Genomic DNA, 22959 nt, shown 5'->3' with positions numbered 1-22959 from the left:
CGTGCTTGGTAGTGCGCTAGTACATACAAAAACGGGTGCGCACAGAGAGGACGTTGCTCAGCACGCTGGCGATCGCTTTGGCAGCCATATCACGCGCCGTCCAGACGCAGCAGCTCTAAGCGATGGAGCAGATTCGCCGCCGGTTAGTATACCTGCACTCCGTATGCCCCCACGTAAACCACAGATGACGGGGCGGACGGGGTGGGTCTGGGCCAATTGTCTCAATCTGTAACAGTTACGAGGCAAAACCAGGTCTACACGTTACGAATCGAGACAAACCAAAACCTCGCAAAACAACATCTCGATCTGTAACAGATAGAGGTCATTTTCCCTGCCAGATGTTACAGATCGAGATGTTAAGCAACCGCCGAATTGTTTGTCTCAATCTGTAACAGTAACTCGGCAAAAACGGAACTAGATGTTACAGATTGAGACGAAGGGCGAGGATGGTGCACTAACTTGGCTGTCGACCCCCGTATCGGAATGTCATACATTTCAACTTTTTGCTATACACCCCCAGGGGGTATGGGTGTATAGTATCGAGAGGTTAACAATTCCAACACCGAACCACAGAAAGGAGAAGCCATGGCTCAAGATAAGTTCGACGTGGGCGGCATGACATGCGCCGCCTGCCAGGCGCACGTGGACCGCGCCGTGAGCAAGCTCGACGGCGTCGAGAACGTCGCGGTCAACCTACTCGCCGGTTCCATGATGGTCGACTACGACCCCGCGCAGGTCTCACCCGACGATATCTGCACCGCCGTCGACCGCGCGGGCTACTCGGCCTCACCCGTCAGCACGGGCACCGGTGCCGCCGGCTCAAACGGCAGCGCGCAAGCCAGGTCCGGCGCCGCCCATATGGAGTCGCCCACCAAAAAGCTGGAGGCCGCCGCCTCTGCCATGCGCACCCGCCTCATCGTCTCGATCGTCTTCCTCATCCCACTGTTCTACATAGGCATGGGACACATGCTCGGCTGGCCGCTGCCCGGCATCTTCACCGACCATATCCACAGCATGACGCTCGCCCTCACCGAGCTTGTCCTGCTCATCCCCATCGTCTACGTCAACGACGCGTACTTTATCAACGGGTTTAAATCGCTCGCGCACGGCGCACCCACCATGGATGCCCTCATCGCCGTGGGCGCCACCGCTTCCATCGCCTGGTCGCTCTATGCCATGTTCATCATGGCCGACCAGCTGGCCACGGGGCAGGTGCACGAGGCCATGATGACAGGCATGGACAATCTGTATTTTGAGAGCGCGGGCACGATCCTGTCGCTCGTCACCGTGGGCAAATACCTCGAGACGCGCAGTAAGTCCAAAACCGGCGGCGCCATCGAGGCGCTCATCGATCTGGCGCCTAAAACCGCGACCATCGTTGCCGACGACGGCAGCGAAACCACCGTCGACGTCGATAGCATCCTTCCCGGCCAGGTCCTGCGCGTGCACCCCGGCGAGTCAATCCCCGTCGATGGCGTGGTGCTCGAGGGTAGCTCGGCCGTGGACGAGAGTGCGCTCACCGGCGAGTCAATCCCCGTGGAAAAGACCGCCGGCGACACCGTCAACGCCGCCACCGTCAACCGCACCGGCTCGTTTACCTTCCGCGCCACGCGGGTTGGTGCCGACACGTCGCTGGCCAAGATCATCCAGCTCGTCGAGGATGCCAACGCCACCAAGGCGCCCATCGCCCGCATGGCCGACAAGGTCGCCGGCGTGTTCGTGCCCGTGGTGTTCGTGATCTCGGCCGTGACCTTTGCGGTGTGGATGGCACTGACCGGCAGCATAAACGAGGCACTCACCTCCGCCGTGGCCGTGCTGGTGATCAGCTGTCCGTGCGCGCTCGGCCTAGCCACGCCCGTCGCCATTATGGTAGGCACCGGCAAGGGCGCCGAGATGGGCATTCTGTTTAAGAGCGCCGAGGCGCTGGAGAACCTGCGCGGCGTGGGTACCGTGGTGCTCGATAAGACGGGTACGGTCACCCGCGGCAAACCTGCCGTGACCGATATCGCGGTAGCCACGCGCGCCGACGGCTCGCCCGCCATGAGTGAAAAGGCGTTACTGAAGCTCGCTGCCGCGCTGGAGCGCTCGAGCGAGCATCCGCTGGCCGAGGCGATTATGACCGAGTGCGAGACACGCGGAATCGTGGCGCGCATGGTCGAGGACTTTGCCGCCGTGCCCGGTCACGGCGTTACGGCACGCGAGGGACAAAACGCCATCGCTGCCGGTAACATGCGCTTAATGGACGAGCTGGGTATCACCGTGCCCTCAGGACTTGCGGAGCGATTTGCCGCCGAGGGCAAGACACCGTTGTTCTTTGCCAAGAACGGCGAGCTTGTCGGCACCATTGCCGTAGCTGACGAGGTCAAGGAGACGAGCGCCGAGGCCATCGCTGCGATGCGTTCACTCGGCGTCGACGTGCACATGCTCACCGGCGACAACCGTGTGACGGCCGAAGCAATCGCCCGCCGCGTAGGACTGAGCAGCAAGCAGGTCATTGCCGACGTGCTTCCCGCCGACAAGGAACGCCACGTGCGCGAACTGCAGGATGCGGGCGGCAAGGTCGCCATGGTGGGCGACGGCATCAACGACTCCCCTGCCCTGGCGCGCGCCGACGTGGGCCTTGCTATCGGCACCGGCGCCGACATCGCCAAGGAAGGGGCAGATGTGGTACTCATGCGCAGCGACCTCATGGACGTCGCCCGCGCTATCGAGCTTTCGCGCGCCACGATTCGCAACATCAAGCAAGACCTGTTCTGGGCGCTGTTCTACAACGGCATCGGCATTCCGCTCGCTGCGGGCGTGTTCTTCCCCCTCACCGGCTGGCAGCTCTCGCCGATGTTTGGCGCCGCGGCGATGAGCCTGTCGAGCGTGTGCGTCGTAAGCAACGCGCTGCGCCTGAAATCCTTTAAGCCTAAAGTGGCAAAATAGGCTCACCATTACGTCCATTTAGAACGGGTTTTCCAGGTGCCCGAGATTGACCTGAAAGAGGAACGACGCGTACTTTGGTACGCGAGCGACGGCTTGAAGGTCAAGGTCGGGTGCCAGGGAAAGCCGACATAACAGAGAGGAATACCCATGCGTTACACAATTAAGACTTCCGGCCTTATGTGTGGCCACTGCGACGCTACTGTCGAGACGGCACTGCTCAACGTTGCCGGCGTGACCGACGCCGATGCCGATCACGAGACTCAGACGGTACAGGTGGAGTGCGCCGACACCGTGGCCGCTGAGCAGCTCGCTGCCGCCGTCGAGAGCGCCGGCGAGAAGTTCCACGCCCTGTCCGTGACCGCAGCCTAGCTGCTACCAGAAGCATTCGACCCCATCGACCAGAAACGAGGACCCGCCATGATGGCAGACCACAAATCGGTGAACCGTATGCTCAAGACGGCGCGCGGCCAGATCGACGGCATCCTGCGGATGGTCGAGGAGGACCGCTACTGCGTCGATATTTCCACGCAGCTCATGGCCACACAGGCACTCCTCGCGCGCATTAACGCCGACGTACTCAAGGCGCATATCGAGGGCTGCGTGACTTCGGCAATCGAATCGGGCGACGAAGACCTCAAAGCCGCGAAGCTCGCCGAGATCGAACGCGTCGTCGACAAGCTCTCTAAGTAATCGGCGCATTGGGGACAGACCACTTTGCACCGTCTTGATGTTCCGAGGACAGGTATGTTTGCACCACATTGGTGCAGATTAACCTGTCCCCCTTGCTCTAAATCGGGTATAAAGGCGTGCGGCATATCGAATGAAAGGCAATTTGCATGAATGACTTTATGAAGGGCCGCAATGGCGCCGACGAGCTCACCATTGTGATGGGTTTTGCGGGCATCGTCATCGCGATGATCGGATCGATGGCCCGCATCCAGTGGCTCAGTTGGATCGCCATCGCCGTCATCGTGATCGGCGTGCTGCGCGGCCTGTCCAAAAACATCGACGCACGTCGCAAGGAGAACGAGGCCTTTGTCGCCGGCTCGGCTAAGGTCCCCGGCTTGGGCAAGTTTGTCGCCAGCTTGGGTGGCGGCGCTGCAGCGGCCAGCACCTCACGCGCGGCCGGCACCAGTAAGGAAGACTTTGAGCGTGCCAAGCGCACGGCCAAGAAGATGTGGAAAGGTCGCAAGACCACGGCATACCTCAAGTGCCCCAACTGCGGCCAGATGCTCTCCGTTCCCAAGGGCAAAGGCAAGATCCGCGTCACCTGCCCCAAGTGCCACGCCAAGATGGAGACGCGCTCGTAGCCGCCATACCGCAGGACAAAATAAAAGCCGAGGCCTCGCACTGGGACCTCGGCTTTTTTGAATGCGACAAAGGGCCCGCCCCCGTCACACCTACGCCACGCCGTCGCGGGCAAGCTCCTCGGCAAGCGCCTCGGCTGGCATGGCCATAATCGTGTCGAGCTCGGCGTCCACCTCGGGAATACGCTTCACCTTGAGTTTGCGCACCAGATCGCCACGACACATCACGTGTATCGGCTCGCGCAGAGCGCACAGGTCATCGAGCGGGTTCTCGCGCGTCACCAGGATATCGGCAGCCTTGCCGCACTCGATCGCACCGGTCTCGCCGCCCAGCCCCAGCAGCTCAGCATTGACCTGCGTAGCCGTATGCAGCGCAAACGCATTGCTCACGCCCACGTACTTGGCAAAATAGGCCACCTCGCGCCACATGTCGTACTGGGTCACGAACGGGCAGCTCGAATCCGTACCCAAACCTACCTTGATACCGGCTTCCAGCGCCGCACGAGCGCTCTCGATAATGCCCGAGCACACGATATCGCCGTTCTTCTTTTGCGTTTCGGTCGAATGAGTCTTCTCCGGATCGAGCAGCACAAACGGCAGTGCGGGGCTGATCGTGCAGGTCACACTCGGCGCACGCCCCTCGAGCTGAGTTCCCGCGGCGCCGCGGTACAGCTCCAGGATCTCGGGCGTCAACGGAGCGCCGTGCTCGATCGTATCGACGCCGGCCTCGAGCGCGGCGCGTACGCCCTCGGTGCTCTCGACATGAGCCATAACTGGAAGGCCCATATCGTGCGCTGCCTTGCACGCCGCCGCGGCAACCTCCACCGGCATACGCAGCACGCCCGGCTCGCCCACCTCGGTCGCATCGAACACACCGCCCGTTACGAACAGCTTAATGACGTCGGCACCGCGCGCATACAGGTCGCGCACCTGTTCGGCCGCCTCGGAGGGACTGTTGGCCACCTGGGCGAACAAGCCCGCGCCGTGGCCACCCGGCACCGTGACGCCCGTTCCCGGCGCCACCAAACGCGGACCCTGATACTTGCCGGCGTCGATAGCATCGCGCACGGCCAGATCGGCAAACAGCGGGTCGCCCGCGCCGCGCACCGTGGTCACGCCGCTTGCCAGCTGCTGTTGGGCGCTGCCCTTAAGGATGCTGCGGACAATGGCGCGGCCCACGGGATTATCGAGCTTCTTCATCAGCGCGCCCGCATCGCCCGCCGAAACCGGCTTGCCCGAGCCGCACAGATGCACATGCATATTGATGAGGCCCGGCATGAGATACGCCCCGGCTAGGTCGAGGACCTCGGCACCTGCAGGCGCCTGCGCAACAGCACTCGGCCCCATCCACGTGATGACACCGCGCTCAACGGCCACGGCCATGTCGGGCTGCGGCTCCATATGCTCCGAACCATCCAGGACGGTCGCATTGATAAACAATGTGGAACGATCGGCAGACGCCATATCGAGCTCCTCCCTCACGATTAACTTGAACATTTGTCCATTATCACCTAATGCGGCAAACTAAAGTCGAACATATCGGTTAGCGGAGGGACGAGAGAGATGTGAGGGCAAACGGAGACAGCACGGCAATGCTCCGGCCGTTCCAGCAAAACGTCTTGATTTGTAACAGGTAGACCAGGTTTTAGCAGCCAGATGTTACAGATCAAGATCTTTCGGCACCGCGGCCAACCTTTGTCTCAATCTGTAACAGTTGGGTCGAATTTTGGCCGCTAGATGTTACAGATCGAGATATTCTCCAGCCCTGTCGTCAAACATCTAAATCTGTAACATGTAGACAGGTTTTCGGCCTCTAGATGTTACAGATTTAGATCTTTTAGCGGCAGCCAACCTTCTGTCTCGGTCTGTAACAGTTACGAGGCCAAACGGCCCCTTGTTGTTACAGATCGAGACAAACTCGACAGGAACAACCACATCCGCGTTAGTCGTATCCCTCAGCGCCCATACCACTGACGCTTCCATCCCTCAGCCAAATCGGCCCGCTGCGAAATACCCGCCAGCCTCATCTTTTCAGCCAGCTTCCCCGGGTTCTTGAGCTCATCAAACGTGAACCTCAGCACCTTGTGCCCGAGCATTGTCAGATGAGATTCCCGCTGACGCTCTGCTACGAACGGGTCGACCGACTCCCGATCCCCACCATCCTGCAGGGTATACTTTCCTCTTCCGTCGAGCTCGCCAATCACGCACGTCCCGTCCTCGAGCCTCCAGAAATAATCGACCCGAAACACCTGGCTCGAATCGAGCGGATCGCGAAACTCCACCTGCAACTCTGGCACCGGAAAACCGTATGCAATAAAGAACGCTCGGAACCGAGACTCGCCACCATTTTCGGACAGCCCGTCCGCATGCGACGCAATCACCTGAGCTCTGCGATACCCGCGTCTGCCCTCGCAATCGGCCTGGAGCCGTTCGCAGAGGTCGTCGCGCGATATGCCCTTCGCCCGCAGCGCAGAATCGGCAATCGCCAGACCATATGAAAACGGCGCACGCAGCAGACAATCCTCCACCGTGCGCCAAAACGGCGTCACTCGCACGCCGTCGACGCGCTCAAGCGCACCCGCCGCCTGCGGACGCAGCAGCCTATATCCCGTACTCAACGCCACCGAACAACCCGTCTTGACCAAGTAACGCGGCCCGAGCAGATCATTCGGCACCTCCAGACCCCATATCAGCGCGGCGTCATACCCCCAAAACGCCCAATCGGGATGAAACTCCGCAAGCCCCTTGATGGTCCGCCGAGCCCGCTCCGGCGGCGTCAACGCATCCCATTCATGCTGAAAACAGAATAGGTGCGATTCGGGCTCCGCAATATCGTCTGTGCCCACATGGCGCCGCAGCCACATGAGCTCGGCATTATCGTGCGTCGCAAGCAGCACGCCTTGTTCAGCCACCTCCGTGAGTCTGGCAAGCATCCTATTCCGCGCCAAGGTGCTACGTGTTGCATGTTTGTGTTTGAAAACGGTATTAGACACTTTCATCACCACCACGTCAGACAAATGGACCATCGTCACCGTTGCCTCCGCTGAAAAATGTCTTGATCTGTAACAGGAAGACAGTCTTTGAGCCTCTAGTTGTTACAGATTTAGATTGTTCGGCACCGCGGCCAACCTTTGTCTCGATCTGTAACAGTTGGATCGAGTTTTGACCTGCAGATGTTACAGATCGAGACATCCCCCCTGCCGGGTTCCAAACGTCTCAATCTGTAACAGTTAGACGTTCTCCAGACCCCTAAACGTTACAGATTTAGACAAACCAGCAACGCCCAAGCACTCGTCTCGATCTGTAACGGGTGGACCGGTTTTTTGTCCCTTGACGTTACAGACCGAGACAAATAGACGGGCGGCGGCGGCGCGACCGCCCATCCCCTACTCCCATTCCTGTTTGTAGATGTTGAGTGACTTTACGTAGCGCCCCTGGGCGCCCATGATGTCGCGAACCAGCCGTAAGAAGAAGCTGATACACGAGGTATCGAAGCCATCTTCTAGGTCCTCAGGATGCACCGCGCCAGGCCCGTCGACCGCCGTATCGCTCAGGCGCGCAATGTCGTAGAGGTAGAGCTGCCCCGCCGTCAGCCAGACATCGTCGACGCACGCGAGGCGCACCGCAATCGCGCCATCGCGCCAGTGTTCCTTTTGCACGATATGCGGATCGTAGACGTCAAAGCGACGGTCGGTACGCGTGTCACGCAGCGCGACCATACCGGTCGCGGGATCCTTATCCAAAATGCCAAAGCGCGAGAAATAGTGCGTGTCGCGCACCTGCTCGAGCCGTCTGAGCGAAGTAGGCGAAAGCGATGCCGGCGGCTCGTCAACATACAGCTCAAGCAGCGTCTTGCCATGGTAATAGGGACGCTCGAACAGCAGCCAATCGGTAAATGCCATGTTATAGGCCATGATTTCATTTTGCGAGGGCTCCTCGCAATAGCTGAGCCATGGATCGACTATCACTTCGAACTGTGTACGCGCCGACTCCAAAAACTGAAACTTGCGCAGCATCCAAAACTGGGCCATGCCGGCAATATCGTCACCGATGGCCTCGGCCAGACGTCCCCGGTCCAAAACATGATCAGCCATGGCATCCTCCTCAAACTGATAAACTTCAATTTGAGCTTACGAGGAGGGCGGGTGGTCGCCGCCATCACGGGCGAAATGGGCATCGGGCTGCAAACCAGATGCTGACCAAGCACTTGACGGGATACTTGCAGATTATACAAATTGCCACAAAATCGCGGGTAGAACTAGACGAATTGCCCGCGCCGCTGTCCGCAAACAACTAAAGCCGCCACATAAACAGCAGAGCGCAACGAGCGCAAACGCCAACGGGTAGGCAGCCAAACGTCGGCAAACGAGCAAAACGCTCGCAAACCCGCAAGGAGTGTCCCCGGATGCCGGCACGTAAGGAACGTCCCCAGCTGCCGGCACTTGGGGACGTTCCTTATATGCCGGCCGTTGGGGACAGCCCTTGCCGATTCGATTGTTGAGTAACTCCGTGATTGTCTTACAACCCCAGCGCCTCGGCGACCTCGGCTGCGCAGGCGAGGGCATCGGCCATGGCACTCACCACGAGCGAGCTGCCGTTGCGGGCATCGCCGGCCACATACACCGGCGCGGCATCCGCGGCAACGCCATCCACGCGAGCCGCAAGATGCGAGTCCTCGGCAGCCATCACCGGCAGCGGACGACCAGAGGTGGCAACAGGCACGCTCACCGCATCGAACACGCCGTGCTCCGGACCCGTAAAGCCACAGGCGATCAGCACCAGCTGGGCCGGCACCTCGTGCTCGGAGCCCGCAATGCGTTCGGGCTTGCCGGCCGACCAGTCCAGATCGACCACGCGCAGGCCCGCGGCCGCGCCCTTCTTGTCCAGCAATACCTCGAGCGTATCCACGCCCCAAGCACGCATCTCGCCGCCCATGGCAGCGATAGCCTCCTGCTGACCGTAGTCGGTCTTCTTAACGTTGGGCCACTGCGGCCAGGGATTGCTCGCCGCACGCTTATCGGGCGCAGCCGGCAAGAACTCAAACTGACGCACACTGCGTGCACCCTGGCGCACCGCGGTACCCACGCAGTCGTTGCCGGTATCGCCGCCGCCAATGACTACAACGTCCAGGCCGCGCGCGTTCACCGCGGGCTCACCGCCATCGAGCACCGACACGGTCGAAGCCGTCAGGTAGTCCACGGCATACACCACGCCCGGGGCATCCACATTCGTAGCCAAAAGACCGCGGGGCGTACGAGCACCGGCAGCCACCACAACGGCGTCAAAACCATTGAGCTTAGCCGCCACCGCAGGGTTCGTAACGTCAGTACCCAGCTCAAAGACAATGCCCAGCTCGCGCATGAGCGCCACGCGGCGCTCGACCACGGACTTCTCGAGCTTCATGTTGGGAATGCCGTACATGAGCAGACCGCCTGGGCGGTCGTCGCGCTCAAACACCGTCACGCGGGCACCGCGACGCGCAAGTTCCCATGCAGCCACCAGGCCAGCCGGGCCGGAGCCCACCACGGCAACCGAGGGCGCGTCCTCCCCTGCCGGCTCAAAGCGACGCGGGCCGCCGTTTGCCCATTCGTGGTCGCTGATCGCGCGCTCGTTATCGTGAATCGTTGTGGGCTGGCCGTCGACCGAACCCAGGTTGCACGCAGCCTCGCACAGTGCCGGGCACACGCGGCTCGTAAACTCGGGCATGGGCGAGGTGAGCGACAGGCGCTCGGCCGCCTCGTCCCAGCGACCGCGATACACCAGCTCGTTCCACTCGGGAATCAGGTTGTGCAGCGGACAGCCACTCGGACGCGCCTTGCCAAAGCTCGCACCCATCTGGCAAAACGCCACGCCGCACATCATGCAGCGGCTCGCCTGGGCGCGGCGCGCATCGTCGTCGAGCTCCACATACAGCGGATCGAAATCGCGGCTGCGCTCCTCCACGGGGCGCAGCTCGTGGGTCACGCGATCGATATTAAGAAAAGCACCGGGCTTACCCATGGCACTTACCCCTCCTTCTTGGTCGAAGCAACAGGGCTGGCAGCCACGGGCGCAGTGCCCGCGACATCAAAGCGAGCGACATCCGCGGCGCTCGCGCGGCCGGTCACGATGTCAAACGCCAACTCCTCGGCCTGCGCGTGCGTCTTGCCCACGGCCTCGGCCGCAGCGACAATCGCCAGCACGCGCTCGTACTCGGTCGGAATGACCTTCACAAAGTGCTTGCTCATCGAGTCGAAGCTGTAGAGCAGCTTAATGCCGCGCGGGCTCTGCGTCGCGTCCACGTGCTCCTGGATGAGCGCGCGAATCTGCGCCAGCTCGCCAGCCGTCGGGGCCTTGAGTTCCACGCTCTCGTGGTTCACACGGGCCTCGAGCGTGCCGTACTGGTCAAAGACATAGGCCACGCCACCCGTCATACCGGCGGCGAAGTTCTGCCCGACCTCGCCCAAGATGAGCGCCAGGCCGCCCGTCATGTACTCGCAGCCATGGTTGCCGCAGCCCTCGACCACCACAGTGGCACCGGAGTTACGCACGGCAAAGCGCTGGCCTGCCAGGCCGTTAATAAAGCCGCGGCCGCTCGTGGCGCCAAAGAACGCCACGTTGCCCACGATGATGTTCTCGTCGAACTTGTAGGTCGCATGCGGGTTGGGGCGCACCGACACCTCGCCGCCCGAAAGGCCCTTGCCAAAGTAGTCGTTGGCGTCGCCGCACACGTTGAGCGTAATGCCGCGCGGCAGAAAGGCGCCAAAGCTCTGACCGGCCGAACCGTCGCAATCGATGGTGATGGAGCCGGCGGGCAGGCCCTCGGGATGCGCCTTGGTCACCGCATTGCCCAAGATGGTGCCCACGCAGCGGTTGACGTTGGCGATATCGGCGCGGAACCGAATCGGACGCAGGTGCGCACGGGCATCGGCCGTATAGGGCACGAACAACGTGGAGTCGAGCGTCTTGTCGAGCTCGCTGTCCGCAGCCATCTGCGGCAGGAAGTGGCGACCGTCGGCGCCCGGGATATGGGCACCGAACTCGCAGGTCGCGCTCGCCAGCACGGGCGACAGATCAAGCAGGTTGGCCTTGCGGTTGCCCGGTACCTCGATCTGGCGCAGGCACTCGGGATGGCCGACCATCTCGTCGACGGTGCGGAAGCCCAGGCTCGCCATGACCTCACGCAGCTGCTCGGCAACAAAGAGCATAAAGTGCTCAACGTGCTCGGGCTTGCCGCGGAAGCCGCGACGCAGGCGACAGTTTTGCGTGGCGATGCCGGCCGGGCAGGTATCCTGCTGGCAGTCGCGCTGCATGAGGCAGCCCATGGAGATGAGCGGCATGGTCGCAAAGCCAAACTCCTCGGCGCCCAGCAGGCAGGCGACGGCAACATCGGTGCCGTCCATGAGCTTGCCGTCGGCCTCGAGCACCACGCGGGAGCGCAGGCCGTTTTGCAGCAACGTCTGCTGAGCTTCGGCAAGGCCGAGCTCCAGCGGCAGGCCGGCGTGCCAAATGGAATCGCGCGCCGCGGCACCCGAGCCGCCATTGTGGCCGCTGATCAAGATCTTGTCGGCGGCACCCTTGGCCACACCGGTGGCGATGGTGCCGACGCCGGCCTCGCTGACCAGCTTGACCGACACGCGCGCACCGGGGTTGGCGTTCTTAAGATCAAAGATCAGCTCTGCCAGGTCCTCGATGGAGTAGATGTCGTGGTGCGGCGGAGGCGAGATCAGGCCGATGCCGGGCGTGGACTGACGGACCTCGGCGATCCAGGGGTAGACCTTCTTACCGGGCAGGTGGCCACCCTCGCCGGGCTTGGCGCCCTGGGCCATCTTGATCTGAATCTCGAAGGCGCTGCACAGGTAGCGGCTCGTTACGCCAAAGCGCGCACTTGCCACCTGCTTGATGGCGGAGTTCTTGGAGTCACCGTTAGCCAGCGGGGTCTCGCGACGCGGATCCTCGCCGCCCTCGCCCGAGTTAGAGCGTCCGTGCAGGCGGTTCATGGCGATGGCCATGCACTCGTGCGCCTCTTTGCTGATAGAACCGTACGACATGGCACCGGTGTTAAAGCGGCGGACGATGTTGCGCGCGGGCTCCACCTCGTCGAGCGAAACCGGCGTGCGGCCGTTGGCATTAAAGTCGAGCAAGTCACGCAGACGCACGGCACGGCCGGTGCGGTGCAGGCGGGCGCTGTACTCCTTAAAGGTGTCGTAGCTGTCCTCACGGCAGGCGGTCTGCAGCAAGTAGACAGTCTGCGGATCAATAAGGTGATCCTCGCCGCCGAGCGGGCGCCACTTGGTCAGACCCAGCGTGGGCAGCTGATCGGGAGCCGGGCTCTTAAGGATAGCGAGCGCGGCGTCGTAGCGCTCGTTTTGCTCGCGCTCAACGTCCTCGACACCCATACCGCCCACACGGCTCACCGTGCCGGCGAAGTACGCGTTGACGAACTCCGGCGTAAAGCCCACGGCCTCGAAGATCTGCGCCGAATGGTAGCTCTGCACCGTGGAGATGCCCATCTTGGACATGATGGAAACGATGCCGGCGGTCGCAGCCTTATTGTAGTTGGCGATGCCCTGCTCGGCTGTCACGTCCAGATCGCCGTGCGCCGCCAAGTCGCGAATGCACGCATGCGCGTTGTACGGATAGATGCCGCTCGCGGAGTAGCCCACCAGCGCCGCAAAGTCGTGCGGAGACACGGCGTCGCCACACTCCACCACAATGTCGGCAAAGGTACGCACGCCGGCGCGGATCAGGTGGTTGTGCACGCAGCCCACGGCGAGCAGCGACGGCACGGGTACCTCGTCCGCTCCGGCGCGATCGCTCAACACCACGATGTTCACGCCGTCGCGGACCGCAGCCTCAACGTCCTCTGCAAGCTGCTTGAGCGCAGCCTGCAGCGCGCCCTCGCCGGCATCGCGGCGGTAAACGGCACGGAAACGGCGGGTCTTAAAGCCAACACGGTCAATCGCGCAAATGCGGTCGAACTCCTCCTCACTCAGCAGTGGGCGCTCCAGACGCACCAGTTGGCAGGCCGTACGAGAGTCCTCGAGCAGGTTGCCGTGGTTGCCCAGGTAGAGCGTGGTCGAGGTGACCATATGCTCGCGCAGGGCGTCGATCGGCGGGTTCGTGACCTGGGCGAACAGTTGATAGAAGTAGTCAAAGAACGAGCGCGTCTTCTTGGACAGGCAGGCCAGCGGCGCATCGATACCCATCGAGGCGAGCGGGGCCTTGCCCTGCTGGGCCATGGGGCGCACGACCTCGTCAACATCATCCCAGTGGTAGCCGAGCTTGGCCATACGCACGGCGGCAGGCACCTCGGCATCCTCGGCGGGCGTTGCCGCGGCGGGCTTGTCGAGCGCGTCAACGGTCAGCGTCTCCTCGGCAATCCAGTCGCGGTAGGGCTTTTCCTTGGCATAGCGGGCGCGCAGCTCGTCATTGTAGATCACACGGCCGCGGGCAAAATCGACCTCGAGCATCTGGCCCGGTCCCAAACAACCGCTTGTCAGGATATTCTCGGGGCGCACCTCGATGGTGCCCACCTCGCTTGCCAGCATAAAGCGGCCGTCGCGCGTCACGTAGTAGCGAGCCGGGCGCAGGCCGTTGCGGTCGAGGGCGGCACCCAGCGTACGGCCGTCGGTAAAGGCGATGGCCGCCGGGCCGTCCCAGGGCTCCATGAGCATGGACTGGTAGGCATCGTAGGCGCGACGCTCCTCGCTCAGGTTGTCGTTGTGGTCCCACGGCTCGGGCAGCAACATGGACGCGGCACGCGTGAGCGGACGGCCGTTCATGACCAAAAACTCGAGTACATTATCCAGAATCGCGGAGTCGGAACCCTCGCGGTTGATGATGGGCATCACACGCTCAAGATCATGCTGCAGCACGGGGCTGTACAGGTTAGGTTCGCGGGCGCGAATCCAGTTGACGTTGCCCTTGAGGGTGTTGATCTCGCCGTTGTGGATAATAAAGCGGTTGGGATGTGCGCGCTCCCAGCTAGGCGTGGTGTTGGTGGAGTAGCGCGAGTGGACGAGCGCCACGGCCGTCTTGACGGCGGCGTCGTTGAGATCGATAAAGAAGCGGCGCATCTGCGTGGCGACCAGCATGCCCTTGTACACGATGGTGCGCGAGCTCATGGAGCACACATAGAAGATCTTGTCACGCAGGGCAAACTCGGCGTCGGCCTTCTTTTCGATGGTACGGCGGCACACGTACAGGCGACGCTCAAAGGCATCGCCGGCGGGCGTGTCGTCCGGACGGCCCAGGAAGGCCTGCAGGATGGTGGGCATGCAGGCGCGGGCCGTCTCGCCCAGATCGTGAGGGTCGACCGGCACCTCGCGCCAAAAGAGCAGCGGCACGCCGGCCTCGGCACAGCCTTCCTCAAACACGCGGCGGGCATCCTCTACGCCCTTGTCGTCTTGCGGGAAGAACAGCATGGCCACGCCATAGTCGCCCTCTGCCGGCAGAATCTGGCCGCACTTTTGAGCCTCTTTGCGGAAAAAGTGATGCGGAACCTGGAACAGGATGCCGGCGCCGTCGCCGGTATTCTTCTCGAGTCCCGTGCCACCGCGGTGCTCCAGGTTGACCAGAATGGACAGTGCATCGTCCAGAATCTGGTGGTGGCGCTCACCGTTGATATCGGCAAGCGCGCCGATGCCACATGCATCGTGGTCGAATTCGGGGCGATAAAGGCCCTGCTGCTGAGCGGAATCTGCCTGCATCGCGATCCTCCCCTAGATATTTAGACAGTCAGTTGAATAGGCATACTAGAAGCATCGCCGGCCCATTGTGTTTCCCGCCCGTTTCGAAACAATTGCGTAACGCACGCCCTACGAGTGGACACCGCCGACCTCAAGGGCAACAACGAGGGCCCCAGGTTCGGCCTGTAAGCTCACCGCTTCAAACATCTCAATCTGTAACAGGAAGATCCAATTTCGACGACTAACGGTTACAGATTGAGATGTTCTCGAGAGACGGTTACGAATGTCTCAATCTGTAACACGAGGGGCCGGTTTTGGCGGTCAGCTGTTACGGATCGAGATTTTCCATAGGACCATTTCTTCCTGTCTCGATCTGTAACACCTAGGCCCAATTTCCATCCCTAGTTGTTACAGATCAAGACATTTCGGCAACCCCCTTTTACCATCCTATTCAAATACAACAATTTTGTTAGTCATGGTCAGATTTCGAGCCTAAAACGGGTATCCTTTGCGGCGTCAAACAAACGGCACGCAGGAGTGCACCATGATCGACCATCTCAAACATCACTTTGGCTCCCCGCGCACCGGCGGCCACGGCGGACTCGACATCGCACGGCATATCGGCCCCGGGCTGCTCGTGACCGTCGGCTTTATCGACCCGGGCAATTGGGCCTCCAATATGGCCGCCGGCTCGCAGTTTGGCTACGCGCTGCTGTGGATCGTCACGCTGTCCACGATCATGCTCATCGTGCTGCAACACAACGCGGCTCACTTGGGCATCGCCACGGGCATGTGTCTTGCCGAGGCCACGACGCGCCACCTGCCCCGCCTCGTCGGGCGTGCGATACTCGGCAGCGCATATCTAGCCACGGTCGCCACCGCCATGGCCGAAGTCCTGGGCGGTGCGATCGCACTTCAAATGCTCTTTGGCCTGCCCGTACGTGCCGGCTGCATCATCGTGGCGGCGGCATCGATTGTCATGCTCATGACAAGCTCCTACAAACGCGCCGAACGCTGGATCATCGCCTTCGTGGGCGTGGTGGGACTTTCGTTTTTAGTCGAGCTTCTGCTGGTCAAGGTCGACTGGCCGCAAGCCGCCACAAGCTGGATCACACCCAGTATGCCCACCGGCTCAGTCGCGATTATCGTAAGTGTCCTAGGCGCGGTCGTTATGCCCCACAACCTCTTCCTGCACTCCGAGGTCATCCAATCCATGCACTTTGAAGGCCAAGGCGAGCAGGTTATCGAAGAACGCCTGCACTACGAGCTCTTCGACACGCTCTTTTCGATGGGTGTGGGCTGGGCAATCAACTCGGCCATGGTCATCCTGGCCGCAACGACCTTCTTTGCGCACGGCATTGTCGTAGACGACCTCGCCGTCGCAGCGGCCACGCTCTCCCCCATTCTGGGCCCGGCAAGCTCGACCATCTTTGCGGTGGCACTGCTGTTTGCGGGCATATCGAGTAGCGTGACGGCGGGCATGGCGGCGGGCACCATCACCGCGGGCATATTCGACGAGGAATACGACATCCACGACCGACATTCCTCGATCGGAGTGGCGGCCTGTTTCGTCGGCGCAGTGGCGGCGTGCCTGATCGTCCCGAATCCTTTTGAGGGTCTCATTTGGAGTCAGGCACTGTTGTCGCTTCAGCTGCCGATTACGGTCTTTGTACTCATACGACTCACCAGCTCGCCCCGCGTCATGGGCAAATACGCCAACTCGCGCCCGCTCAACGCGTTGCTCGTAGGGATCGGCGTCATCGTGACGATTCTCGACATCGTGCTGCTGACGGGGATGTAATGGGATGGCGTGACTGTCCAGATATAACGTCTCAATCTGTAACACGTGAGGCCTTTTTGAGCCCTTAGATGTTACAGATTGAGATTTTCTGAGAGATAGTTTCAGTTTGTCTCGATCTGTAACAAGTGGACCCAATTTCCGCGCCCAGATGTTACAGATCGAGATATTTCTTCAGCCCCAACCTTTTGTCTCGATCTGTAACAAGTAGAGGGGGTTTACGTGCCTAAATGTTATAGATTGAGATTTTGAGAATGATGGTTTTGGTTTGTCTCGTTCTGTAACAGGAAGACCCGTTTTGAGCCGTTAGATGTTGCAGGTTAAGACAAAAGGTCGGCCGGACTCACAACAGACAGGATCGGCTAATAGCAGCCGTGATCCCTTGGGGACGGAGGAAAAGGGCCCCGGCCGGGATATCCGACCGGGGCCCTTGGACAGAGCTATATGTTGCTGCAAGTCGTGTGTCTACGAGCTACTCCTCGACGAGCTCAAACTGATCGGGACCGACGCCACACACCGGGCACACGTAATCCTCGGGCAGCTCGGGCGTGTCGACCTCTACCTCGTAACCGCAAACGGTGCACACGAACTTGTACGTCTTCTTTTCCTCGGCCATGATGTTCTCCTCTCGAACGTGGCTGCTGGTGTACTTTGCTTATTAGTATACATTCTTAATAATATAATGCAAGCGGTTTTACCGCATTTCTACCCTTGGTACGAAGACGCCTTGGGCGGCGTCTTGCCCTTCAGGACCTTATGGTAGTAATCGTAGGTGAGCGGCGTCTCGTCGCTCAGGCGCTCGGCATCCTCGACCTCGCCGATAAACAGTAGATGCGTGCCCACATCCACTGTGTCGATCAAACGGCAGCTAAACAAGGCCGCCGCATGCTCGGGAACATAGGGCATGCCCAGTGCGGTCTCGCGCGTCTCGTACTTGGCAAATTTGTCATAGTTGCTGCTGGTACGGAATCCAAAGTTACCAATGTAGGGCATATCGGCCGTCTGATCGATCACGGTCAGCGCAAAGGCCTTGGCAGACGAGATAACGCCAGACGTGACATTTTCCTTGTTCACGGCAACCGAAATGCGCGGCGGCGTGGACGTCACCTGCACCGCGGTGTTGATAATGCAGCCGGCGCGCGACCCATCTGCCGCGGCACTCACCACATACAGCCCGCACGGCATCGTAAAGAACGCAGTTTTATCCAAAACGATCACTCCCCTAACTCGGAATTGAGCCTTCCAGATGTATGTACCCACAATGAAACATATGTGTCAGAACGGTAAGAAAAATGAGCCACACGCAGTTGCGGTGAAAAAGTCCCTGTTTAAGCCTGGATACCCAACAAACAGGAACTATTCCACCGCAACTTGCGAGGAGCAGACCGGGAGTACGACAACAGTGATGGATGAACATCCCCGCCCGCCCGGATATCAACCCTTAGCGATTACGCTCCTTAAGCGCGCGATCGATTTCGCGCTGAACGTCACGTTTGGCCATGTCCTCGCGTTTGTCGTAGAGCTTTTTGCCACGGCCCAGGCCCAACAGCAGCTTAACGCGACCATCGGTATTAAAGTAGAGCTCGAGCGGCACCAGTGCATAGCCGCGGTTGCGTAGTTTGCCGTCAAGAAAATCAATCTCCTTGCGATGCAGCAGCAGACGGCGCCGGCGATCGGGATCACGGTTCCACACGCCACCGTGACTATAGGGATGGATGTGCAAACCCACCAGCCAGCACTCGCCGCCGCGAATCAGTGCAAAGGTGTCGGTGATCTGGCACGCGCGCTCGCGAATCGACTTGACCTCGGTACCGCTCAGCTCAATGCCGCATTCGAATGTCTCGTCGATAAAGTATTCGTGATGCGCCGAACGATTCTTGGAGATGAGCTTGCGCTCGCGCTTACTGGGCATCGCCGGCCTCCTCGGCGTCATCGGCTTTCCCGCTCGCGGCCTCGCGTTTGGCCTTGCGCTCGGCGTTGAGCTCGGCATCGCTTTCGCGCACCAGCTTAATGATCGCCGCGCATGCCTCCTCGCCCACCAGGTCGCGGGCACGGACCGTCAGGCGCGTAGCCTCCTGCTTGTCGCCGTCGCTCGCAGCGTCGGTCGCACACATAATCAGACAAATGGCAATCTCGGCCGAAGGCGAGGTCGGTACGCCCTGTAACGCCAGCTCGCCCATCACATGCTCATCACTCTCGTCGGCGGCATCCGGATAGGTGGCATGGATCTTGCTGAGCAAGCGCGTCGTATGTGAATCGCCAGGGGCCAAGCGCAGCGCCAGACGTGCGCAACCCACGGCCGCCGAGACGTTCTCAGTCTCTGGCTCCAAAAAGTACTGGCCCAAGTTGGCGTAGGCGCGGGCGGCGCACCTGCCGTCACTCGCACGCTCCAGCACCGAAAACGAAAGCGAAGCCCACTCCTGCTTGTCCTCGAGCGCACGGAACAGCTCGGCCAGATCCAGTCGGTAGTTGCAGTTCATGGGGTCCCAGCGCACGGCCTGCATCAAGGCATTGCGGGCGCTCACATAATCCTGCTGACGGATGTAGGCAAACGCCATGTCGGAGTACAGGCGATCAAAGGGCACCTCGACCTGCACCAGCTCGCGTGGATCCTTTTCCACGCGGCGGTAGGCCAGGCGCTCAAACTTGCTATCGAAGCTAAAGTACTGGCGGTTCTCCTCCGTTTTGCACTCGGCATCGATATACTCCTCGGCGAGCTCCACCAAACGCTCCAGCAGCGGCGTCGCCGTGGCCAGGTCTCCCTGCGCCAGGTAATTCTCGGCATACGTAATGTCTTGTAGGCTGATGGGCAGGTCCATGGCAACTCCTCGGTCCAGGTGAAACGCGGCTCATTCCACACATGCGGTGCATACACAAAACCCGGGTCTCTTGCGAGGCCCGGGCATTCAATTTGTGGTAGCCCGTACCAGATTCGAACTGGTGATCTCCGCCTTGAGAGGGCGGCGTCCTAAACCGCTAGACGAACGGGCCATATGTAGCAAATGCAATGGCTGGGATGGAGGGAGTCGAACCCCCATTGACGGAACCAGAATCCGCTGTCCTGCCATTAGACGACATCCCAATGACTGCATCGCTGCGCTCGGCTGTGCCTTTGCGCAAGAAAGAAATATACGGGAAGCATCGCGATGACGCAAGTCTTAATTTTGACTTTTTTAAAATTGGCCTGATTTTAGCCAACCCGTGAAGGACCTGTGAAGCGACACATCTGCCCCTTATGGACAAAGGATGGCGAAGCGATACTTCGACAAGCACGCATAGCTCTTCGGCCCGCTCGGGTGGCCGCGGTTCAAAAACTGACCGGAGCAAGTCTGTCAGCGAAAACTGTATCCCAAAATCGGCATCCAAAACGGGATACAGCTTCCCCGCAGTCGCTACAGCAACGCCTCGGTCCAAGCCGCTTCCCTAAAGCCGGGGATCGCAAAGTCGTCGCCCACCAGCAGCGGGCGCTTAACCAGCATGCCGTCAGTCGCGAGTAGCTCAAAGCACTCCTGGTCCGTCATGCCAGCGTCCAGACGAGCCTTGAGCCCCAGCTCGCGATACTTCATGCCCGACGAGTTAAAAAAGCGTCGCACCGGCAATCCCGACCGCGCAACCCACGCGGAAAGCTCCTCGGCTGTTGGGTTATCCGCTACGATATCGCGATCGATATACTCAATCCCGTGCTCATCCAGCCATGCCTTAGCCTTTTTACAGGTAGAGCACTTGGGATACTCAACAAATAGCACTGCCACAGGAATCTCCTCTTCGTAAAGACGCATGTCTGGGTAAGCGCCGATGCGTCGATGGCGCGTATCGGCAGTTGACATTGTAACCGGTTGCCATAAAGAGTATCCAACGATGCCGGTAGCATCTTGGGTATCCAGACACGTCTTGCATGGGCGCCGATGGGACGGGTGTCATAACGCACCAACGCGGCCACCAGCAACACCAGCACGATAGCGGCGACATAGCCCGCAGCATCGAAACCCAGGTCAATAATGTCGAAGAGCCTGCCGGGATCAAAAATCTTATGCACCTGGTCGCCAACCAAGTTTTTTCTGGCCAAACTAATGGATGAGCTTAAAGTCCAGGTGCCCGCGAGTCGTGTTGACGCGCGAGACCTCGATGATCACGCGTTGCCCCAACTCAAAACGGCGCCCCGTGTCGGCACCCGTGAGCGTGAGCGCGTCCTCGTCAAACTCGAACCACTCGCTTCCCAAACTCTTAATCGAGACCAAGCCCTCGGCCTGTGTCAGGTCGAGGCGCACAAAGAGGCCCATGCTGCTGACCCACGAAATGGTTCCGGCATAGCGCTCGCCCAGACGATCCTCGTAATACTGGGCGATCTTGATCTTTTGCGTCGCATGGCTGGCGGCGTCGGCCGCACGCTCGGCATCGCTGCATGCACGGCAAATCTGCGGCAAGATGCGCGGCAGCGACTCGCGACCCCTGCCGATCAGCCGCGGCGTGCGCGCCAAGGCATCCTTGCCGCCCAGCTGCTCATACGCCAGTTGCAATTTGAGCACGCGATGGACAACAAGGTCCGGATAGCGTCGGATAGGGCTCGTAAAGTGGCAGTAGCACGGCGCGGCGAGCGCAAAGTGGCCCTCGTTGCGCGGCTTGTACAGCGCGCGCTGCATACTGCGCAATAGCAACGTGTTGACAAGCGGGGCATTTGCCGTGCCAGCGGCAGCGTCAACCGCCGCCTGCAGCTCATCGGGACTTCCCAGGGCAATGCCGGCCGCGCGGCGATCGTCGATGATACCCAGCTGCGCCAGCGCCACAGCGGCCCCGTGCAAGCTGTCGGGGCTGGGATCCTCATGCACGCGATAGCATGCCTCAATATCGCGGTCTGCCAGCCACTCGGCAACGCACTCGTTGGCAAGCAGCATAGCTTCCTCGATGAGCGACGTGGCACACGAGCGCTCGCGGGCCACGATCTGCACGGGAATGCCGTCCTCGTCCAGCAAAGCGCGAATCTCCGCCGTGTCAAAGTCGACCGAGCCGCGCGCACGGCGAATGCGACGGCGTCGCTCGGCAAGCTCGTTGGCAGCGACTAGGAAATCGCTCAGATCCACGTCGTAGTCGCGGGCAGTCTCTTCGCAAGTCAAACCGCGCTCAAGCGCCTCCTCGCGCGACGCCTCGGCTGCAGCAACATCCTCGGCAGCACCTTCCAACACGGAGTACTCCACCGCACCGGCACGCACCAGCAGTGCCTCGGCACCGTCATAGTCCATGCGCACGCGCGAGCGAATCACGCTGGGATACGGATCGTAGTGGCGGACGTGCCCCTGCGCATCGAGCTCGATGTCGACGGTAAACGCCAGGCGATCCTCGTCGGGGCGCAAGGAACACAGGTCATTCGACAGGCGCTCGGTCAACATGGGAAGCACGCGATCGGCAAGGTACACCGACGTCGTGCGATGGCGAGCCTCTAGGTCGATGTGTCCGTCCCAGGCCACATAATGCGATACATCGGCGATATGGACACCCAGCTTGTAGCCGTCCTGCGTCGTGCGCTCCAACGAGATGGCGTCGTCAAAGTCGCGCGCGTCGACCGGATCGATCGTGATGATAAAACGGTCGCGCAGATCACGGCGAAGTGGGTCCTTAAGAGCTGTCGCCACGTCGAGCGATAGCTCCTCGGCCTCGGCAAGGGCGGTCTCGGGATAACTATCGGTATAGCCGTAACGAGCCATGACATATTGAACGCCCAAGTCGGGTGCATCGTCGCCGCCAATGCGGCGCTCAAGAGTCACGGTGCCCGATTCCAAGCGTGTCGGATAGGTCAAGATGCGTGCGACGACTGCATCGCCCGGATGCACGCCCAAACGCTCCGCCGAAGTATCCTCGGGCAAAATAAAGAAATCGGCCTTGAGACGCGAATCAAGCGGCTCGATCACACCGAGGGGGCCTGCCGTCTGATACGTGCCCACCACGCTTATGGCCGCGCGCTCGACAACGCCCTCGATCACGGCACGGCGATCGCCGCGCGGTCCGGTCTTAATGCTCACGGCCACGATGTCGCCGTCCATAATCTCGCGCTTGCCGCGACCCATAACCTTATAGTCGCCATTATCGGTGACAACATAGGCGCTGTGCTCATGGAGCTGCACACGGCCCGTCAGGCTGGGACGCCGCTCGCTGCGCACCGGCGCGCGCTTGTTGCGAGCGCTACGCTTATGTTTGTTATTGCGCCCCATGGCGCCTCCTTACTATCTGTTGCGGGGCCCGCAGGCGCAGCCGCATCATGTCA

At 60.8% G+C, this 22959-nt stretch carries 16 protein-coding genes and 2 tRNA genes; 5 read left to right on the top strand and 13 right to left on the bottom strand.

All coding sequences use genetic code 11. The features are described 5' to 3' along the window. Window positions 1-585: 585 nt before the first annotated feature. From ACTNB2_RS02070 to ACTNB2_RS02055, 4 genes are all read left to right on the top strand, one after another. Entirely contained in the window at window positions 586-2928 is a 2343-nt protein-coding gene (locus ACTNB2_RS02070) for a heavy metal translocating P-type ATPase (protein WP_441042090.1), read from the top strand. 147 nt (window positions 2929-3075) lie between these two features. Continuing rightward, on the top strand, window positions 3076-3297 hold the full coding sequence (locus ACTNB2_RS02065; protein WP_154515953.1) for a heavy-metal-associated domain-containing protein: 222 nt from the start codon (window positions 3076-3078) through the stop codon (window positions 3295-3297). A gap of 51 nt (window positions 3298-3348) precedes the next feature. After that, a complete protein-coding gene (locus tag ACTNB2_RS02060) occupies window positions 3349-3618 on the top strand; it encodes a metal-sensing transcriptional repressor (RefSeq protein WP_229778266.1) in 270 nt (89 codons plus the stop codon). A gap of 146 nt (window positions 3619-3764) precedes the next feature. Continuing rightward, the gene (locus ACTNB2_RS02055; protein WP_427747716.1) at window positions 3765-4238 is read left to right on the top strand and encodes a hypothetical protein; all 474 of its coding nucleotides are present in this window, start codon (window positions 3765-3767) and stop codon (window positions 4236-4238) included. A gap of 90 nt (window positions 4239-4328) precedes the next feature. Here the strand turns inward: ACTNB2_RS02055 and ACTNB2_RS02050 are convergent, their stop codons facing one another. The 5 genes from ACTNB2_RS02050 to gltB form a co-directional block, all read right to left on the bottom strand. Beyond that, window positions 4329-5732, bottom strand: a complete 1404-nt coding sequence (locus ACTNB2_RS02050; protein WP_441044647.1) for an amidohydrolase family protein — start codon at window positions 5730-5732, stop codon at window positions 4329-4331. 458 nt (window positions 5733-6190) lie between these two features. After that, window positions 6191-7267, bottom strand: coding sequence for a hypothetical protein (locus tag ACTNB2_RS02045; protein ID WP_441042094.1), 1077 nt, complete (start codon window positions 7265-7267; stop codon window positions 6191-6193). 354 nt (window positions 7268-7621) lie between these two features. Continuing rightward, entirely contained in the window at window positions 7622-8329 is a 708-nt protein-coding gene (locus tag ACTNB2_RS02040) for a hypothetical protein (RefSeq protein WP_441042096.1), read from the bottom strand. Between the two features lie 424 nt (window positions 8330-8753). Beyond that, entirely contained in the window at window positions 8754-10235 is a 1482-nt protein-coding gene (locus ACTNB2_RS02035; protein ID WP_441042098.1) for a glutamate synthase subunit beta, read from the bottom strand. Between the two features lie 5 nt (window positions 10236-10240). Further along, window positions 10241-14926 (bottom strand): glutamate synthase large subunit, encoded by a 4686-nt coding sequence (gene gltB / locus ACTNB2_RS02030; RefSeq protein WP_441042100.1) that lies wholly within the window; start codon window positions 14924-14926, stop codon window positions 10241-10243. A gap of 523 nt (window positions 14927-15449) precedes the next feature. On the opposite strand from gltB, the gene ACTNB2_RS02025 reads away from it, so the two are divergent. Then, on the top strand, window positions 15450-16706 hold the full coding sequence (locus tag ACTNB2_RS02025; RefSeq protein WP_441042102.1) for an Nramp family divalent metal transporter: 1257 nt from the start codon (window positions 15450-15452) through the stop codon (window positions 16704-16706). Between the two features lie 469 nt (window positions 16707-17175). On the opposite strand, the gene ACTNB2_RS02020 is transcribed toward ACTNB2_RS02025, so the two are convergent. The 8 genes from ACTNB2_RS02020 to ACTNB2_RS01985 all read right to left on the bottom strand — a co-directional run bounded on the left by ACTNB2_RS02020 (window position 17176) and on the right by ACTNB2_RS01985 (window position 22906). Beyond that, window positions 17176-17319, bottom strand: a complete 144-nt coding sequence (locus tag ACTNB2_RS02020; RefSeq protein ID WP_035137395.1) for a rubredoxin-like domain-containing protein — start codon at window positions 17317-17319, stop codon at window positions 17176-17178. 89 nt (window positions 17320-17408) lie between these two features. Next, window positions 17409-17912: a flavin reductase family protein gene (locus ACTNB2_RS02015; protein ID WP_427717758.1), complete on the bottom strand. Its 504-nt coding sequence runs from the start codon at window positions 17910-17912 to the stop codon at window positions 17409-17411. Between the two features lie 232 nt (window positions 17913-18144). Beyond that, window positions 18145-18615: an SsrA-binding protein SmpB gene (gene smpB, locus ACTNB2_RS02010; RefSeq protein ID WP_006235325.1), complete on the bottom strand. Its 471-nt coding sequence runs from the start codon at window positions 18613-18615 to the stop codon at window positions 18145-18147. Beyond that, window positions 18605-19522: a hypothetical protein gene (locus ACTNB2_RS02005; protein WP_154515983.1), complete on the bottom strand. Its 918-nt coding sequence runs from the start codon at window positions 19520-19522 to the stop codon at window positions 18605-18607. The genes smpB and ACTNB2_RS02005 overlap by 11 nt, the downstream gene beginning before the upstream one ends. Window positions 19523-19617: 95 nt before the next feature. Continuing rightward, window positions 19618-19694 (bottom strand) — tRNA-Glu (locus ACTNB2_RS02000). A 17-nt stretch (window positions 19695-19711) separates the two neighbouring features. Beyond that, window positions 19712-19785, bottom strand: a tRNA-Gln gene (locus ACTNB2_RS01995). Between the two features lie 310 nt (window positions 19786-20095). Next, window positions 20096-20482, bottom strand: coding sequence for an arsenate reductase family protein (locus tag ACTNB2_RS01990; RefSeq protein ID WP_441044644.1), 387 nt, complete (start codon window positions 20480-20482; stop codon window positions 20096-20098). Window positions 20483-20770: 288 nt separating this feature from the next. Next, on the bottom strand, window positions 20771-22906 hold the full coding sequence (locus ACTNB2_RS01985) for a ribonuclease R family protein (protein WP_441044642.1): 2136 nt from the start codon (window positions 22904-22906) through the stop codon (window positions 20771-20773). Between the last annotated feature and the right edge of the window lie 53 nt (window positions 22907-22959).

Origin of the sequence: Collinsella sp. HCP28S3_G2 (assembly GCF_052065125.1) — a bacterium.
Lineage (GTDB): Bacteria > Actinomycetota > Coriobacteriia > Coriobacteriales > Coriobacteriaceae > Collinsella.
This window is presented reverse-complemented; position numbering and strand designations above follow the sequence as displayed.